This window comes from Actinomadura gamaensis, from assembly GCF_042652125.1.
GTDB lineage: Bacteria > Actinomycetota > Actinomycetes > Streptosporangiales > Streptosporangiaceae > Spirillospora > Spirillospora gamaensis.
Window position 1 is genome coordinate 1,128,289 of sequence record NZ_JBHSIT010000001.1, and the last position, 15,534, is coordinate 1,143,822.

Genomic DNA, 15,534 nt, shown 5'->3' on the forward strand with positions numbered 1-15,534 from the left:
TGAGGACGGACGGCCGCCGTCAGGGTTTGCGGCCGACGCCGCAGAACTCGTCGATCGGGGTGATCTCGCCGATGTCGGCGGCGGGCGGGTGCCACAGGGGGCACGAGACGACGCCGGGCGGGAGCAGCTCGAAGCCCTCGAAGAAGCCCTCGATCTGCGCCGGGCTCCGCAGCACGTACGGAGGCTCGGCGGACGCGTTCCAGATCTCGGCGGCCTTGGCGGTCGCCGGATCCACGACGTTCGTCGCGTCGTACACGGCGAGGTAGCTGCCGCTCGGCAGCGCGGCGGTCAGCCGCCGGACGATCGCCCGCGCCTCGTCGTAGTCGGTGATGTGGCCGAGGATGCCCATCAGCAGCAGCGCGACCGGCTGCTCGAAGTCCAGGGTGTCGGCCGCGCCCGCGATGATCCGCTCCGGCTCGCGCAGGTCGGCGTCCAGGTAGGCCGTGCGCCCCTCGCGCGAGCTGGTCAGCAGGGCGCGCGCGTGCGCGAGGACGAGCGGGTCGTTGTCCACGTACACCACGCGGACGCTCGGCGCGGCGCGCTGCGCGACCTGGTGGACGTTGTCGGCGGTCGGCAGCCCCGTGCCGACGTCCAGGAACTGCCGGACGCCGAGGTCGGCGGCCAGGTGGTGCACCGCGCGCTTGAGGAAGTCGCGGGTGGCGCGGGCCATCAGCGCCATGTCCGGGATCACCTTGAGGATGTCGTCGCCGACCTGCCGGTCCACGGGGAAGTGGTCCTTGCCGCCGAGCCAGTAGTTCCAGATCCGAGCGGTCTGCGGCACATCGTGCTGGATCGCGGGGGTCTCGTCCGTCACGGTCGGTTCCTCACTCGAGGGAGCGTCACCGGCGGTCCTTCACGCCGTCCGGAACCATCCAACATGGCGTGATCGAGTTTGGGAAGCGGCCGGCCCGACCGACCGTTCGCCGGTGGAATGTCCGACCGGCGTCGTACGGTGGGCGGGTCACGGAAGGGGTCGGCCAGTGAAGCTGCTCACCGCAACCAACCTTTCTCAGGGCTACCGCGACAACGACTTCGCCTGGTGCGTGGAGGGCGAGCTCGTCCACATCGGCGTGGTCTGCGACCGCGACGCGGGCGATCCGGACGGCGGCTGCGGCTGCGCCCGGGCGTTCGCCGGGCTCAACTCGCACCGCGCCACCACCACCGCCATGGTCCGCGACGTGCCCGGATTCACCGAGGCCGACTACGTCGAGGCGATCCGCAGCAGCCTGGAGCAGCAGGGCTACGACGGCTCGCACGCCGAGCACGAGGCGGCGGGGCTGCGCACGCTCGTCCGCGACTGGCCCGTCGGGGCCATCGTCGAGCGCCGGCTGGACGAGATCGTCGTCCGGCAGGTCGTCCAGCCGTAGTTCCGGGGGAGCGCCCGGCGGGGGAGGCCGCGTCCGGGAGGGGGCTTCGAGAGGGGGTCTCGGAAGGGCGAGGGGGTCAGGGGAGGCAGGCGCGGACGCCGCCGGTGCCGCCGGCGGTGAACTGGGCGATGCGCTGGGCCGCGGTGCCGTGGTCGCCCGAGCGGGTCCACGGGGCCCCGTCGCCGATCCGCTGGAACGCGGCGACGATCTCCTCGGCGTCGCCGCGGTCGAACCGCAGCTCGCCGTCGCGGGCCGCGCCGTGCAGCGCCGCGCCCGCGAGGCAGTCCGCCTGGAGCTCGGTGCGGTCGGAGACCAGCGCGGCCGGCATCCGGTGCTGGACGGCGTGCCCCCACTCGTGCGCGATGACCATGTAGACCCAGGCGTCGCCGCGCCCGTAGCCGCCGCGCATGAGGTGCTCGTCCCAGGCGAGGTAGTCGCCGTCGGGGCAGTACGCGGCGTTGTCCTGTTCGAGCCGGCGGTCGCCGCACCGGGGCGCGGTGGCCGGGTGGGCGCCGTCGTAGGGGCCGAGCACGCCGGGCGGGTCGTAGCGTCCGCCGAAGGCCGCGGTCCAGTGCCGCCGCCAGAAGCCGTCCACGACGTCCTGGGCGTCCTGGAGGTCCTTCTGGAAGGTGGTGTCGTCGAAGGCGTCCGTGCGCGGGCGGTCCATGGTGCGGGCGGTGGCAGACGGCCGGTCCGCGGCAGGGCCGGTCGCGGCGTCACGGCCGCTCGGGCCGGAGCCGCGGTCGGCGTTCTGGCCGGTCGCGGGGGCTTTGGCCGCGCCTGGACGCTGAGGCGGCCGGACGCCGGGAGTCTCCTCGACGGAGCCGAACGTGGCCTGCACGCTCGGCGGTGACGACGAGACCGGGAAGTCGCCCGTGGGCGTGCCGGGCATGAGCGACCCGGCGCTCGGGGCGACGGGCGCCTCGCCGGGCGTCGCCGTGAACGCGGACGCGGCGGACGGGACCGCCAGCGCGCCGCCGGTCGCGAGGGTCGCGCCGAGCGCCAGGATGGCCAGCGACCGCCCGCCGACCGGCAGGTGGGCGGGGATCGGCGACCAGTGGGGGAGGTGCATCGCCGCCTCCAGGATTCCGGGTGACGGAACCATCGGACGGCAATCCCGGCTCCGGCCGCATCCTTCTCGGCGCAACCGTCACGGCGGGGTGATCGGCCTCTCCCCTCTTGGTTACAGTGAGTGCTGGATTTGACGCTCTCCGTAAAGGCTCGTTATCTGGTCGTTCGCGGTCGGACCGTACGAACGGAGGACGACCGGCGCGCCGAGCGCGTTCTCGACGTCCGCCACCGGATCGCCGAGCGGCTCGATGACCGGACGCGCGCGGAGCAGCCGGTCCGTGAGCGCCGCCTGCCGGTCCAGGTCGCGGTCGCGTCCCGGTTCGGAGGGCAACCGGCGCACGGTCTCGCCGTCCAGCGCGTAGGCCCGGCAGATGCCCAGGTCGGGACGGTTCCGGGCGACGTCGAGATGGGTGAGCGCCAGGCCGTCCACGCCTCCGGCGGCCCGGACGGCGTAGTCGAGCGCCACGGCGTCCAGGTGCCCGACGCGGAACGCGCCCTGCCACGGGCCGGCGCCGTTGTGCGGGTCGGGCAGGTCGGACGTCAGCGCCGGGTCCTCGGTCACGAACGGGCCGGGCCCGTGGCGCGTCGCGTAGGCGCGCAGCACGCCCAGCCGATATCCCTCCTCACCCGCCTCCGCGAGCAGCGTCTCCGCGTTCGCGAACGTCGTCGTGGACCACGTCGTGTACGGGTGGAAACCGTGCCATTCGTCCAGTAGGACGCCCTGCGCGCCCTCGAACACGACGCGTTCCGATCGCAGGACGCGCGGCAGGTACCCGTCGTCCACGATCCGCACGCTCGCCGCGAACGCGAGGAACGCCGTCATGCAGTCATCGACGCTCGGCACCGCCTCGCCGCGAGGGTCGCGTGTGCTTGGATCGGCCGGGAACTCGGCGCGGTACCAGTCGTGGACGGCCGTGAGGCGGCGGCGCAGGCGTGCGGGCGCGAGGCAGTCCCCGGCGCGCGGAGCGAGGTCGGGATGGGCGAGGGCGAACGCGGCCGTCTCGCCGACGCCCATCCCGCACGAGCCGTGCCGGGCCGCGCCGCGCGCCGCCTCCCGCGCGCGGTTGGCGGCCCGGTGGTACGGCGTCGTGAGCGGCGCGTCCCAGTTCACGGTCAGCCGCGCGAACGCGTCGCGCACGCCGAGCGCGCGCAGGTGCTCGTGCTCGGCGGCGAGCGACAGCGGATCGACCATCATGAACCGGGACAGGTGCGTCCGGACGCCGGGCACGAACGTCCCCGAGCCGAACTGCGCGAACGTGTGGTGCCGCCCGTCCGAGGCCACCACGTTGTGCGCGGCCTGCGCACCCCCGTTGAACCGGACGACCGTGTGCACCCCGCCTTCCCCGCCCCACCGCAGCCCGCCAGTCCCACCCGCGCCCCCCGTTCCATGCGCGCCCCCCGTTCCACGCGCGGCCCCTGTTTCCCGCGCGGCCCCTGTCCCACGCGCGGCCCCTGTTTCGCGCGCGGCCCCTGTTTCGCGCGTGGCCCCTGTCCCACGCGCGGCCCCTGTTCCATGTGCGGTCCCTGTCCCGTGCGCGGCCTCCGTTCCACGCGTGGTCCCTGTTTCGCGCGTGGTCCCTGTTTCGCGCGCGGAACGGGCGGCCCGGGTGCAGAGTCCGTGGACCACGGCGCCCTTTCCGGCGTCGCCGAAGCCGAGGTCGACGACGATGACGTGGCGCATCAGAGCCGCCGGTTGCCCGAGCCGCGGCCCGGACGCCGGAGCGCGGACGGCGGGCCCGACACCGCGACCGCCCTCCGCCGCCGGCGCAGCGGGGTGAGCGCCTTCGACACGGCCGGGCCCGCGTCCGAGCCGAACTCGTCCAGGTCGGCGAGGCCCTGGTCGAGGTCGATGGCGTCCTCGCCGAGGCCGACGGTGAGCGCGATCGTCTCGCAGACCGCGTCCAGGTCGTCCAGGAAGAGGACGTTCTGGCCGAACTGCTCGCGCCAGAAGTCGCGCAGGCGGGCGTCGCCGGTGTGGTAGGCGCCGTCCGGGATGATGAAGTAGACGTCCCAGACGCGCTTCAGCTCCTCCAGGAGCGCGGGGAGCGGCAGGTCCGCGCGCAGGTCGTCGCCGATCACGTCGCGGACCTGGGACCGCCGGACGGCCGGGTAGGCCAGCTCGTCCCCGATCATGAACAGGTAGCCGCGCTTCCCGCGCTTCTCGTAGCAGTCGATCGCGGTGTGCCGGGCCATGAAGTACATGGCCAGCTCGTAGGACTCCTTCATCTGGCCGCCGCCCCCGCCCTCCAGCAGGATCCTGCCGAGGTCGTCGTCCATCCGGTTGTCGGACTCGAACTGCCCGACCTGGAGCGGCGCGCGGTCGCAGTGCGCGTCGCCGATCGCGCCGAACATGATCTGCGGGTGCGCGGCGTAGCCCTTGCGCAGCAGCAGTCCGAGCAGGTCGGGCAGCCGCGTCTGGAGCGTGCGCGGCACCGTGCCCATCGAGCCGGTGACGTCGAACAGGACCGAGATCGCGAGGGACTCGGGGTGCTCGTCGGAGTCGCGCGCCTCGCGCACTCCGGCGTCCTTCGGATCCAGGTCGGGGTGGACGGCGGTCGCGCCGCCGTCGCTGTACTGGAACGCGCTGATGCCGTTCGCGGCCTGGTAGGCGCGATTGGCGTCGTAGACGTTGGTGGACCAGTTGCCACTACCCATGGCTGCCTCCTACGGGCATGGTGAACGGACGGAACGTACGGGGGCCGTAAAGCCGGTCGAGCAGCTCGTCGAGTTCGGCGAGCAGCCGCCAGGCGTCGCGCGGACGCCGGTGCGGCGAGGGGAGGGCGCAGCCCGCGGCGAAGCGGCGCATCGGCTCGGGGGCGCGGTCGCCGAGGAGCCGGGCCATGCAGCGGGACGCCATGAACACGTCCGTCGCGGGGACGGCGGGCTCGCGGGCCGGGACCTCGGGCGGGTACAGGCCGGCGTGCCGGTCGACCAGCGCGGGGACGCGTCCGCCGGGACGGGTGACCGAGTAGCACCAGTCGACCAGGACGAGCCCGTGCTTCTCGGGATGGATCAGCACGTGCTCGGGCACGACCGCGCCGTGCACGACGCCCGCGCGGTGGGCGAAACCGAGCGCTACCAGGAGCCGCCGCCACATCCATGCCGCGTCGCGCGGGTGCAGGCCGTCCGGGTAGGCGGCGGCGACGTCGGCGAAGGTGACGAAGCCGTCGAGCGGCGCGAGGACGTTGACGCGGCGCGTCTCGCCACCGTCCGGGTCGCGGTGCCGGAAGGCGGTGACCAGCTTGGGCGCGTACGGGCGGAACTTCGGGTCGCCCTTGAGGCGCAGCGTCCGCAGCGCCTCCTCTTCGCGGGCCATGAGGTCGTTGTCGGCGGGGTCGCGCGGCATCTTGAGGACGACGCGCCGTCCGCCGTCCTCGGCGGCGAAGAGCTCGGCGAGGTCGCCGCTCGCGACGGTCTCGCCCAGGCGGAACCGGTGCGGTCCGACCTCGATGACCGGGGTCGCCGCGGCGTTGTAGGCGTGCCACAGCTCGGAGAGGCGGGCGAAGTGCCGGGACGAGCCGTCCCGCGTGGCGTCCGGGTGGACGAGCCGGGCCAGCCGCCGGTACAGCCGCGCGGCCTCTCCCGCGTCCGGGCCGAACACGTCGGCGGCCGTGGCGGCGCGCTCCAGCAGCGCCACCGCCTCCTCGCGCGTCCGCAACGCCTCGGCCGCTTGGCGCGTCCGCAACGCCTCGGCCGCTTGGCGCGTCGGCGGCGCCACCGCCTCCTCGCGGGTCATCTGATCTCCTCCTCGCGGCTGGGCCTGAGCAGGGCGGGGTGCAGCAGGCGCGCGTCGCCCGCGCGGTAGAGCTTGGGCTTGGGGCCGCCGCGCCGTCCCTCGCGGTCGGCGGTGGTTCCGGTGGCCTCGACGAACCCGGGGACGGACAGGACCTTCCGGTGGAAGTTGCCCGCGTGCAGCTCCTCGCCCCAGACCGTCTCGTAGACGGCGCGCAGCTCGGGGATCGTGAACTCGGGCGGGCAGAACGCGGTGGCGAGCGGCGTGTACTCGAGCTTGCCGCGCGCGCGTTCCAGGCCGTCCGCGAGGATGCGCGCGTGGTCGAACGCGAGCTTGCGCGTGGTGCCGGGGTGCTGCGTCCCGGCCTCGCTGAGGCCCAGCTCGTCCACCCGGACCCAGGCGGCCTCGGCGGCGTCGCCGCCGGCGCGCGGGTCGGGCAGTTCGGGCGCGAACGCCAGGTAGGCGACGGAGATCACGCGCATCCGCGGGTCGCGGCCGGGCGCGCCGTAGGTCGCGAGCTGCTCCAGGTGCAGGCGCGCCATCGGGCCGCCGGGCTCGGCCGGGTCGAGGCCGGTCTCCTCGGCCAGCTCGCGGCGCGCGGCGGCGGGGAGGTCCTCGGCGTCGCGGACGCCCCGGACGAACCCGCCCGGCAGCGCCCACATCCCGCTGAACGGGGCCTGGCCGCGCCGGACGAGCAGGACGTTCAGCCCGCCGTCCCGGACGGTCAGCGCCACGACGTCCACCGTCACCGAGACGGGGTCGTAGTCGCGCGGATCGTAGGCGGCGAGGAAGTCGCGCTCGTCCTGGGGCGGCTCGGCCGGGGTCATCGTTCTCCCTCTGAGTCTTTCTCGACTTGAGTCAATCTCGACTTGAGAAGAACATAGCGCGCGAAGCGTCCGGCGTCCAGGGTGATTTGAGGTGGACGACGGCCGTGCCCTACCCTCGACCTGGATCGATAAGGTTAGGTTTACCTAACCGCTGACTCTTCCTATGGACGGCGGTGAGCGGCGCGATGCTGCGCAGGCGGATGGCGGTGCTGGCGCTCGCCGCGCTCGCGCTCGCCCTCGCCGTCCTGGCCAGCCTCGCGCTCGGCAGCCGCTCGATCGCCCCCGGCCACGTCTGGGACGCGCTCCTCCACAAAGGCGGCACCGACGAGGACCTGATCGTCCGCTCGCTGCGCGTGCCGCGCACGGTCGTCGGCCTCGCCGCCGGGGCCGCGCTCGCCGTCGCGGGCGTGCTCATGCAGGCGCTCACCCGCAACCCGCTCGCCGACCCGCGGATCATGGGCGTGACCTCCGGCGCGTCGCTCGGCGTGGTCATCGCGATCAGTGTGTTCGGAGTGACCTCGCTGCCGTCCTACCTGTGGTTCGGCGTCGTCGGCGCCGCCCTCGCGGGCGCGCTGGTGTACGCGCTGTCCGCGCGGACCCGCGACGGCGCGTCCCCGGTCACCCTCGCGCTCGCCGGGACCGCCCTGGACGCCTCGCTCACCGGCGTCGTCGTCGGCGTCCTGACGGTGAACCAGCAGACCTTCGACACGTTCCGCTTCTGGGCCGTCGGATCGCTCGCCGGACGCCCGCCCCAGGTCGCGAGCTGGGTGCTGCCCTTCGTGGTCCTCGGCGTGCTCGTCGCGTTCGCGTCCGCGCGCGGCTTGGACGCGCTCGCGCTCGGCGACGACGTCGCGCGCGGCCTCGGGCGCAACGTCGGACGCGTCCGGCTGAGCGCCGCCGTCGCCGCGATCCTGCTCACCGGCGCCGCCGTCGCCGCCGCCGGGCCGATCGGCTTCGTCGGCCTCGCCGTCCCGCACCTCGCCCGCTTCCTCGTCGGAGCCGACCACCGCTGGACGCTCGCCGTCTCGCTCCTGCTCGGCCCGACCCTCCTGCTCGCCGCCGACGTCATCGGCCGCCTCGTCGTCCCGCCCGCCGAAGTGCGCGCCGGCGTCGTCACCGCCCTGCTCGGCGCGCCCTTCCTGCTCCTGCTCGTCCGCCGCGCCAGGACGGTGACCGCGTGACCGCCGTCCATCCCGCCCGCCCGCACACCACCCCCCGGACGACCGCGCGCCCGGCGGTCGCCCGGTCCTGCCGGACGGTGACGAGATGACCGCCGTGCGGCATCCGGCGGCGGGGACGCTGGTGGTGGGGTTCGGGCCGGTCGCGTTCGCCGTCCGGCGGCGGGCGCTCGTGTTCGGAATCGTGCTGGCCGTGCTCACCGCAGTGGCGGCGCTGGCGGCGCTCGCCATCGGGAGCACGTTCGTCGCGCCCGGTGACGTGCTGCGCGCGCTCGCCGGGAACGGTCCAGCGACGCTGGTCGTGCAGGACCTGCGCCTGCCGCGCGTCGAGGTCGGTCTCGCCGTCGGCGCGCTGCTCGGCGTGTCCGGGGCGCTGCTCCAGTCCGTCACGCGCAACCCGCTCGCCGCCCCGGACGTCATGGGCGTCACGCAGGGCGCGGGCCTCGCCGCGACGGCCGTGATGGCGTCCGGCCTGGGCACGAGCTGGCTCGGCCCCGCCGCGCTCGCGGGCGGGCTCGCCGCCGCTGCCGCCGTGTTCGCGTTCGCCGGACGCACCGGCCTGACCGCCAACCGCTTCGTCCTGTCCGGGATCGCCGTCGCGCTCGCGCTCAAGGCGCTCATCGAGGTCTTCATCGTCGGCGCGGACCCGGCGGACGGCGAGCGCGCCCGCGTCTGGCTGTCCGGCAGCCTCGCCGGGCTCGGCCAGCGCGAGACGCTCACGCTGCTCGTCCCGCTGCTGGTGCTGTCGCCCGTCCTGCTGTGGGCGGGCCGCGCGCTCGACACCGCCGGGCTGGACGACGACCTCGCGCGCGGGCTCGGCGTCCGGGTCGGCGCGCGGCGGCTGCTGCTCGGCCTGGTCGCCGTCGTCCTCGCGGCGCTCGCGGTGTCCCAGGCGGGGGCCGTGGACTTCGTCGCGCTCGCCGCCCCGCAGCTCGCCCGGCGGCTGCTGCGCGCGGACCGTCCGCCGCTGCTCTGCGCGGCGCTCACCGGCGCGCTGCTCACCGTCGTCGCCGACCTGATCGCCCGGACCGCCTTCGCGCCCGTCCAGCTCCCGGTCGGCGTGCTCACCGCCGCGCTCGGCGGCCCCTACCTGCTCTGGCTGCTCGTCCGGAGGAAGAACGCATGACCGACACGCCGGAGAAGACCGCAGCGCCCGAGAAAACCGCAGCGCCCGAGAAGACCGCAGCGCCCGAGAAGACCGGAGCGCCCGTGAAAGCCGCCGCCAGGACCGCCGCGCCCGTCCGCCCGCCGGTCACGCTCGCCGCGCGCGACCTGACCGTCGGGTACGGCGACCGGACGATCCTGTCCGGGCTCGACCTGGAGCTGCCCGGCGGCGCGTTCACCGTGATCATCGGGCCGAACGCGTGCGGGAAGTCCACGCTGCTGCGCACCCTCGCCCGGCTGCTCGCCCCGCGCGGCGGCGCGGCCCTCATCGACGGCGCGGACGTGCACGGCATCAACACCCGCGAGCTGGCGCGCCGCCTCGGCGTCCTGCCGCAGTCGCCGGTCACGCCCGAGGGCCTCACCGTCGCCGACCTCGTCGCGCGCGGGCGCCAGCCGCACCAGCGCTGGTTCCGGCAGTGGAGCGCCGCCGACACCGAGGCGGTCGAGCGGGCGCTGGAGCTGACCGACCTCACCGCCCTGCGGGACCGTCCGGTGGACGCGCTGTCCGGCGGCCAGCGGCAGCGGGTCTGGATCGCGCTCACCCTCGCGCAGGACACCGACGCCCTGCTGCTGGACGAGCCGACCACCTACCTCGACCTCGCCCACCAGATCGAGGTGCTCGATCTGCTGCGGCGGCTGAACCGCGACGGGGGCCACTCGGTCGTGGCCGTCCTGCACGACCTGAACCAGGCGTGCCGGTACGCCGACCACCTGGTCGTCATGAAGGGCGGCGCGGTCGTGCGGCAGGGCGCCCCCGCCGACGTGATGGACGAGCCGTGCCTGTCCGAGGTGTTCGGCCTCGGCGGAGTGGTCGTCCCGTGCCCGGTCACGGGCGCGCCCATGGTCGTGCCGGACGCCCCGGCCTGAGTGAAGGAGAACGTCACGTGAGACTGGTGAAGGGACTGGCGGTCGCCGCCGCCGCGGCGCTGGCGCTGAGCGCGTGCGGCGGGTCGGGCGGCTCGTCGGCGTCCGGGGCGACGCACGTGGTCAAGCACGCGATGGGGGAGACCAAGGTCTCCGACCATCCGAAGAAGATCGTCGTGCTGGACACCGACAAGCTCGACACGCTCGCGACCCTCGGCCTCACGCCGGTCGGCGCGACCGTCCCGGACCAGCAGGCCGGGATGCCGAAGTACCTCGGCGACGGGTTCGGCAAGGTGAAGAGCGTCGGCACCACCCAGCAGCCGGACGTCGAGGCCATCGCCGCGCTGAAGCCCGACCTCATCCTCGGCTCGAAGTTCCGGATGGAGAAGTACTACGCGCAGCTCTCCAAGATCGCCCCGACCGTGTTCACCGACAAGGTCGGCGTCACCTGGAAGCAGAACTTCCTGCTGGACGCCGAGGCCGTCGGCGAGAAGGCCGAGGGGCAGCAGAAGCTCAAGGCGTACGAGGACCGCGCGGCGCAGGTCGGCAGGTCGTTCGGCGATCCGGCGAAGCTGAAGGTCAGCGTCATCCGCTTCATGCCGGACGAGATCCGGCAGTACGGGCCCGACTCGTTCTCCGGGATCGTCCTGCACGACGCGGGGCTGTCCCGTCCGGACGCGCAGCTGCTGAAGGACAAGTCCGACAAGCGCTTCGCGCCGCTGAGCCCCGAGCGCATCGACCAGGCGGACGGCGACTTCGTGTTCGTCGCCGCCTACGGCGCGAAGGCCGCGAACGAGCAGGCCAAGGTCACGGCCGGTCCGCTCTGGCAGCGCCTCGGCGCGGTCAAGGCCGGGCACGCTCAGGTCGTGGACGACGAGATCTGGATGACGGGCATCGGCCCGACCGCCGCGAACAAGATCCTCGACGACCTCACCAAGTACCTCGGCCCGCTGGCCAAGAAGTAACCGGCTCAGGCGGCCGCGAGCAGGGCGTTCAGTCCTTCGGGGCCCGGGACGGGGCGAGCGGCAGGCGCAGCACGAAGCTCGCGCCGCCGAGCGCACTGTCGCCCAGCGTCAGGGACCCGCCGTACGTGCGGGCGATCTCGCGGGCGATGGGCAGGCCGAGGCCCGTCCCGCCGGGATCGCGGGCCTGGGAGACCGGACCCCGCGCGTACCGGCTGAAGATCCTCTCGCGCTGCTCGGGCGCGACGCCCTCCCCGTCGTCGTTCACCTCCAGCCGGACGGTCGCGTCCCCGACGGCCGGGTCCGCGCCCTCGACCGCCACCACGACCTCGACGGTGGATTCGGCGTGCCGTTCGGCGTTGCTGACCAGGTTGTTCAGCAGCCGGGCCAGCCGGATCGGGTTCGCGCGGACGAGCGCGCCGTCCTGGAGCTTGGTCGTGACGGGCACGCGGCCGTGGCGGTGGGCGACCTCGCCGCGCACCGCCTCGGCCAGGTCGACCAGTTCCACGGGCGCGGGCGCGCTCGTCGTCAGCCGGGACAGTTCGAGCAGGTCGGCGACGATGGCGTCGAGACGTTCGGCCTGCGCCAGGGCCGCCTGGACGCCTTCCCGCGCGGGACCCTCGGGCAGCTCGGCGAGGGCGAGGTCCAGTTCGGCGGTGAGCGCGGTGATGGGCTGGCGCAAGTCGTGCGAGGCGTCCGAGAGGAAGCGGCGCTGCCGGGTGTTCGCCTCGTCCAGGCGGTCGAGCGTGTCGTTGACCGTCTCGGCGAGGCGCTGGAGCTCGCCGCCGCCGCTGTACATCACCGGCACGCGCCGACCGGACTCGTCGAGCCCGTACCGCACCATGTCGGCGCGGATCGCCATCACCGGACGCAGCGCCGTGCCGATCAGCCACCACACCCAGCCCGCGATGAGGGCGAGCGCCACCAGGTAGAGCAGCGCCATCCCGGCGCGCAGCGGCCAGTTCGGCTCCTGGCCCGGGACGCGCGCGGCGGCGTAGACCATCACGTTGTCGCCGTAGGCGGAGTTCGCGAGATGGACGCCGCGGACCGTGACGCACGGTTTCAGGAACCGCGGGCAACGCGTGCGGTCCGTCCACACGAGGACGTCCGGGTCGGAGACCAGCGCGGGCTTGCCCTGCAACTCCCTGGACGCCGCCAGGACCCGTCCCTGCGGGTCCACGATCTGGAGGAGCCGCACTCCGCGCGCCTGGTCGGGAATGGGGCCGGGCAGCCGCTCCTTGACGACCCGGGCGGCGACCTCGCGGGCGGCATCCCCGGTCCCGCGGTAGACCCGCTCCCGCTCCAGGTTCGTGATCAGTATGGTGACCAGCGTCAACGTCACGCCGAGCACGACGGCCGCGACGAGCACCGTCAGGACGGTGGCCCGGCCCCGGACCGACACCCAGAGCCGCGCCCACCACCGGTCGATCCGTCCCATCGCCCGCCCCGCGTCCGAGGCCGAAGTCCTCGTCACCGTCGCCGCAGGCTCAGTCCTGCCGTCCCGCCGAGTCCGGTGTGCGGCCGTAGGAGTCCGGGGTGCGGCCCTCGGAGACCGGCATGCGGCCGTCGAGATCCGTCACCTGGCTCGCGGGCAGGAACGGACGGCACCGGCAGTTGGGCGGTGGCGGCGCGCAGGGGATCGGGCCGACGTTCACGCTCGCCCGCGCCCGGTCCACCACCGCGGACTTGCGGTACTCGTACAGCGTCGCGGTGTTGGTGGCCCTGGGCGGGTTCACGCAGCGCGGATAGGAGACCTTGACGACGTAGCTGATCGTGCACTTCTGCCCGCCGGCCAGGTAACCCGCGCCGGGAAGCAGCTCGTCGCTCTTCCGCGCGAAGAAGCCCTTGACGGGCGTGCACGCCGGACGCGGTCCGCTCACCTTGGTCTCGGTGATCGCCACGACCTTGCCCTTGCCGAACACCCGGGCCACGTCGTCGGTGACGCGGGGACGCGCGGGCATGTTGCCGTAGGGGTTCCTGACCGTGACCGTGTAAGGGAAGGCGTAGGTCACGCGCTTGCGGGACGACGAGACCCGCTTCCCCTTGCCCGCCTTCTTGGTGATGGCGGTGTCCCGGCAGCCGAAGAACCGGGTGATCGCCGCCGTGCCCTTCGGATCCCCGTCGCTGACGATCACGACCTTGTCGACCGGTTCGTCGAAGACGACGTCCACGACGCTGCTGGGAGCGAAATCGTTGGGACCGGGATCGATGACGCCGGTGGTGTCGGCGATGTCGAGTCCGCCGCCGCCGGTCGACACCTTGGGATTGTCGCCGCCCCGCGGAATGCCCTTGGGCACGACGGGCTTGCCGTTGTGGTAGCCGACGATATGCAGATGCTCGTAGGCGTCCAGGTCGACCACGCTGAAGAACAGGCGCTGCGCGTAACCGAGGTCGTAGGTGGCCGTCAGCGGCTCGTGCTGGTTGTCGGGCAGCAGCGCCTGCCCCTGCCAGTGGGGGTCCAGGGAACCGCCGTGGCCGGCCGGGTAGTTGATGGTCTCCCAGGCGCCGGGTTCCACATGCGCGCCCGAAAGCGACGCGTCCGGGTAACCGGCGTCGTACGCCGGAAGCCTCGTCGAACTCGAAGAGCTGCTGCCGTTGACGCCGTTGTAGCTGAAGATCGTGTGCAGCGCGTCGCCGCAGCCGAGCCGATCCACGAACGACGCGTTGGCCGCCCGAGCCCGCGCACCGCTCGTTCCTGCGGCCGTCCCCGCCTCGGCGGGCAGCGCGACCACCGAGACGGCCCCGACCACCACCGCCAGACAAGCCGCCCCGCGCGTGCTCGCACCCCGGCTGACTCTGCCGCCCATACGTCCCCCTCACACCCCGGTACCCGGCCATGATCCTGGGCGTCCGGGAAGCGAAGCTGGAGACGAGCGCGGTCCTGGGAAGTCTTTGCGTTGTCCTGGACCTTCACTGCCTCGACAACGCGATTCCCCTAAGCGGGACGGTGCAGCCCGTCCTTGACCTGCTGGACGAGCCGGTGCCAGTCGGCGGCTGCGAGCGCGAGGACGGGGCCGGCGGGGTCCTTGCTGTCGCGAACGGCCAGCCCGAAGTTCAGGCTGGTGACTTCGACGCATGCGCCGTTCTGGGTGCTACGGCTGCTCTTGCGCCAAAGAGCGTGAGCGAGGCCCATGGCGCGATCTCCTAGGCCGGACGGTGCTGGTCGCTCTTAATCTGGTGGACGAGCCGGTGCCAGTCGGCGAAGGCGAGTGTGAGGATGGGCCCGGTGGGATTCTTGCTGTCGCGGACGGCCACCATGCGTGGAAGGTGAGCGACTGCGACGCAGGCACCGTTCTGCTGGCTGCGTTTGCTGGTGCGCCAGGCTGCGTGGGGCAGGCCTGAGATGTTCATCCCGCGTCCCCTCCGACGGTTAACGAAGCTCGCGGATCGCTGCCTTCAGCATATCGCGGGTGCGGTCGGGGCTGAGCGCCACGGCTCTCAGGTGGTTGAAGGCAGTGGCGTACTGGGTGACCTCCTCGGGCTTGTCTACCCAAAGGTTGCCTCCGATGGTCTCCATGTAGACGACGTCCACGTCCGCCGGGTCCGGAAAGCCGAGCACGACGAACGAGCCTGTGGTGCCGGGATGCGCGCCGACGCGGCTCTCCACAACCTGGAGGGTCGTCTTGCCGTGGCTGACTTCGAGGAGGTGCTCGAGCTGGGCCTTCATCACCGAAGGCCCACCTACCAGGCGACGGATGGCGGATTCGTCGAGGATCGCCCACAGTTGAGGGCGGTCCAGCCTGGCAAGTATCTGCTGGCGCATGATTCGAACTTCCAAGCGCCTCTGGATCTCTTCCTGCTCGAGTTCCAGAGGGCCGCCCCGGAAAAGCTCCCGCGCGTACTCCTCGGTCTGGAGAAGACCAGGGATGACGGCGAGCTCGAAGGTGTTGATTACGGAGGCTTCGGACTCCATGCCCACGTAGAACTCGTACTTGCTGGGCAGGACGTCCCGGTACGAGTACCACCACCCCCGCTTACGCGCTTCCTTGGCGAGCTGGACGAGCGCCTCTCGTTCGGCAGGATCCTTCACGCCATAGACGTCCACAAGGAGCCGAACGTCGTTGGGGTGAGGGCCCGACCGCCCGGTCTCGATGCGGAAGACCTTGGTGTGATGCCAGTCGAGCCGCTCGGCGACCTGTTCCTGTGTGAGACCTGCACGTTCTCGGAGTTGCTTGAGTTCGGCGATGAGCTGGCGACGTCGCGCGGTTGGGCTGTGGCCTGCCACGAAGTACCTCCAGTACGAGGCAGTTTACAGGGATGCACTATGCAGCCCTGCAATCTCATGCTATGCATAGTGGTGTGTAGTGGAAGCATGACAGAGCGTGAGGCGAGGCGCGGCGAGATCGGCGTACTCGGCGTCTCGGGGAA

The 15,534-nt window shown here is 73.0% G+C and carries 16 protein-coding genes; 5 read left to right on the top strand and 11 right to left on the bottom strand.

What is annotated here, in order from left to right; genetic code table 11:
• Window positions 1–19 precede the first annotated feature (19 nt).
• Window positions 20–814, bottom strand: a complete 795-nt coding sequence (locus tag ACFPCY_RS05260) for an SAM-dependent methyltransferase (RefSeq protein WP_378252397.1) — start codon at window positions 812–814, stop codon at window positions 20–22.
• A gap of 166 nt (window positions 815–980) precedes the next feature.
• Here ACFPCY_RS05260 and ACFPCY_RS05265 point away from each other — a divergent pair, with 166 nt between their 5' ends.
• Entirely contained in the window at window positions 981–1,367 is a 387-nt protein-coding gene (locus tag ACFPCY_RS05265) for a DUF7715 family protein (RefSeq protein WP_378252398.1), read from the top strand.
• 76 nt (window positions 1,368–1,443) lie between these two features.
• Here ACFPCY_RS05265 and ACFPCY_RS05270 read toward each other — a convergent pair whose 3' ends face one another.
• From ACFPCY_RS05270 to ACFPCY_RS05290, 5 genes are all read right to left on the bottom strand, one after another.
• The gene (locus tag ACFPCY_RS05270; protein WP_378252399.1) at window positions 1,444–2,472 is read right to left on the bottom strand and encodes a neutral zinc metallopeptidase; all 1,029 of its coding nucleotides are present in this window, start codon (window positions 2,470–2,472) and stop codon (window positions 1,444–1,446) included.
• Between the two features lie 78 nt (window positions 2,473–2,550).
• Window positions 2,551–3,771, bottom strand: a complete 1,221-nt coding sequence (locus ACFPCY_RS05275) for an adenylosuccinate synthetase (RefSeq protein ID WP_378252400.1) — start codon at window positions 3,769–3,771, stop codon at window positions 2,551–2,553.
• 347 nt (window positions 3,772–4,118) lie between these two features.
• On the bottom strand, window positions 4,119–5,093 hold the full coding sequence (locus ACFPCY_RS05280) for a hypothetical protein (protein WP_378252401.1): 975 nt from the start codon (window positions 5,091–5,093) through the stop codon (window positions 4,119–4,121).
• Complete coding sequence (locus ACFPCY_RS05285; protein WP_378252402.1) at window positions 5,086–6,174, bottom strand: molecular chaperone DnaJ; 1,089 nt, start codon at window positions 6,172–6,174, stop codon at window positions 5,086–5,088. Before ACFPCY_RS05285 ends, ACFPCY_RS05280 begins: the two co-directional genes overlap by 8 nt.
• Window positions 6,171–6,998 (bottom strand): NUDIX hydrolase, encoded by an 828-nt coding sequence (locus tag ACFPCY_RS05290; protein ID WP_378252403.1) that lies wholly within the window; start codon window positions 6,996–6,998, stop codon window positions 6,171–6,173. The genes ACFPCY_RS05285 and ACFPCY_RS05290 overlap by 4 nt, the downstream gene beginning before the upstream one ends.
• 173 nt (window positions 6,999–7,171) lie before the next feature.
• Between ACFPCY_RS05290 and ACFPCY_RS05295 the strand changes: the two genes are divergently transcribed.
• The 4 genes from ACFPCY_RS05295 to ACFPCY_RS05310 all read left to right on the top strand — a co-directional run bounded on the left by ACFPCY_RS05295 (window position 7,172) and on the right by ACFPCY_RS05310 (window position 11,169).
• Complete coding sequence (locus ACFPCY_RS05295; protein ID WP_378252404.1) at window positions 7,172–8,179, top strand: FecCD family ABC transporter permease; 1,008 nt, start codon at window positions 7,172–7,174, stop codon at window positions 8,177–8,179.
• 85 nt (window positions 8,180–8,264) lie between these two features.
• Window positions 8,265–9,302 carry a FecCD family ABC transporter permease gene (locus ACFPCY_RS05300; RefSeq protein ID WP_378252405.1) on the top strand — a complete coding sequence of 346 codons (1,038 nt, stop codon included), beginning with the start codon at window positions 8,265–8,267 and terminating at the stop codon, window positions 9,300–9,302.
• Complete coding sequence (locus ACFPCY_RS05305; protein ID WP_378252406.1) at window positions 9,299–10,207, top strand: ABC transporter ATP-binding protein; 909 nt, start codon at window positions 9,299–9,301, stop codon at window positions 10,205–10,207. Before ACFPCY_RS05300 ends, ACFPCY_RS05305 begins: the two co-directional genes overlap by 4 nt.
• A gap of 17 nt (window positions 10,208–10,224) precedes the next feature.
• Complete coding sequence (locus ACFPCY_RS05310) at window positions 10,225–11,169, top strand: ABC transporter substrate-binding protein (RefSeq protein WP_378252407.1); 945 nt, start codon at window positions 10,225–10,227, stop codon at window positions 11,167–11,169.
• 28 nt (window positions 11,170–11,197) lie between these two features.
• Here ACFPCY_RS05310 and ACFPCY_RS05315 read toward each other — a convergent pair whose 3' ends face one another.
• The 5 genes from ACFPCY_RS05315 to ACFPCY_RS05335 all read right to left on the bottom strand — a co-directional run bounded on the left by ACFPCY_RS05315 (window position 11,198) and on the right by ACFPCY_RS05335 (window position 15,391).
• Window positions 11,198–12,640, bottom strand: coding sequence for a sensor histidine kinase (locus ACFPCY_RS05315; RefSeq protein ID WP_378252408.1), 1,443 nt, complete (start codon window positions 12,638–12,640; stop codon window positions 11,198–11,200).
• Window positions 12,641–12,653: 13 nt separating this feature from the next.
• Window positions 12,654–13,973 carry a hypothetical protein gene (locus ACFPCY_RS05320; protein ID WP_378252409.1) on the bottom strand — a complete coding sequence of 440 codons (1,320 nt, stop codon included), beginning with the start codon at window positions 13,971–13,973 and terminating at the stop codon, window positions 12,654–12,656.
• A 128-nt stretch (window positions 13,974–14,101) separates the two neighbouring features.
• Entirely contained in the window at window positions 14,102–14,299 is a 198-nt protein-coding gene (locus tag ACFPCY_RS05325; protein ID WP_378252410.1) for a DUF397 domain-containing protein, read from the bottom strand.
• Window positions 14,300–14,310: 11 nt separating this feature from the next.
• Window positions 14,311–14,517: a DUF397 domain-containing protein gene (locus ACFPCY_RS05330; RefSeq protein ID WP_378252411.1), complete on the bottom strand. Its 207-nt coding sequence runs from the start codon at window positions 14,515–14,517 to the stop codon at window positions 14,311–14,313.
• A gap of 19 nt (window positions 14,518–14,536) precedes the next feature.
• On the bottom strand, window positions 14,537–15,391 hold the full coding sequence (locus ACFPCY_RS05335) for a helix-turn-helix domain-containing protein (protein ID WP_378252412.1): 855 nt from the start codon (window positions 15,389–15,391) through the stop codon (window positions 14,537–14,539).
• Between the last annotated feature and the right edge of the window lie 143 nt (window positions 15,392–15,534).

Excerpts from the sequence above, each read along its gene's own strand:
- ACFPCY_RS05305 (WP_378252406.1), top strand. The coding sequence starts at position 9,299 with ATGACCGACACGCCGGAGAAGACCGCAGCGCCCGAGAAAACCGCAGCG.
- ACFPCY_RS05290 (WP_378252403.1), bottom strand. The coding sequence starts at position 6,998 with ATGACCCCGGCCGAGCCGCCCCAGGACGAGCGCGACTTCCTCGCCGCC.
- ACFPCY_RS05280 (WP_378252401.1), bottom strand. The coding sequence starts at position 5,093 with ATGGGTAGTGGCAACTGGTCCACCAACGTCTACGACGCCAATCGCGCC.
- ACFPCY_RS05320 (WP_378252409.1), bottom strand. The coding sequence starts at position 13,973 with ATGGGCGGCAGAGTCAGCCGGGGTGCGAGCACGCGCGGGGCGGCTTGT.
- ACFPCY_RS05300 (WP_378252405.1), top strand. The coding sequence starts at position 8,265 with ATGACCGCCGTGCGGCATCCGGCGGCGGGGACGCTGGTGGTGGGGTTC.
- ACFPCY_RS05325 (WP_378252410.1), bottom strand. The coding sequence starts at position 14,299 with ATGGGCCTCGCTCACGCTCTTTGGCGCAAGAGCAGCCGTAGCACCCAG.
- ACFPCY_RS05330 (WP_378252411.1), bottom strand. The coding sequence starts at position 14,517 with ATGAACATCTCAGGCCTGCCCCACGCAGCCTGGCGCACCAGCAAACGC.
- ACFPCY_RS05285 (WP_378252402.1), bottom strand. The coding sequence starts at position 6,174 with ATGACCCGCGAGGAGGCGGTGGCGCCGCCGACGCGCCAAGCGGCCGAG.
- ACFPCY_RS05270 (WP_378252399.1), bottom strand. The coding sequence starts at position 2,472 with ATGGTTCCGTCACCCGGAATCCTGGAGGCGGCGATGCACCTCCCCCAC.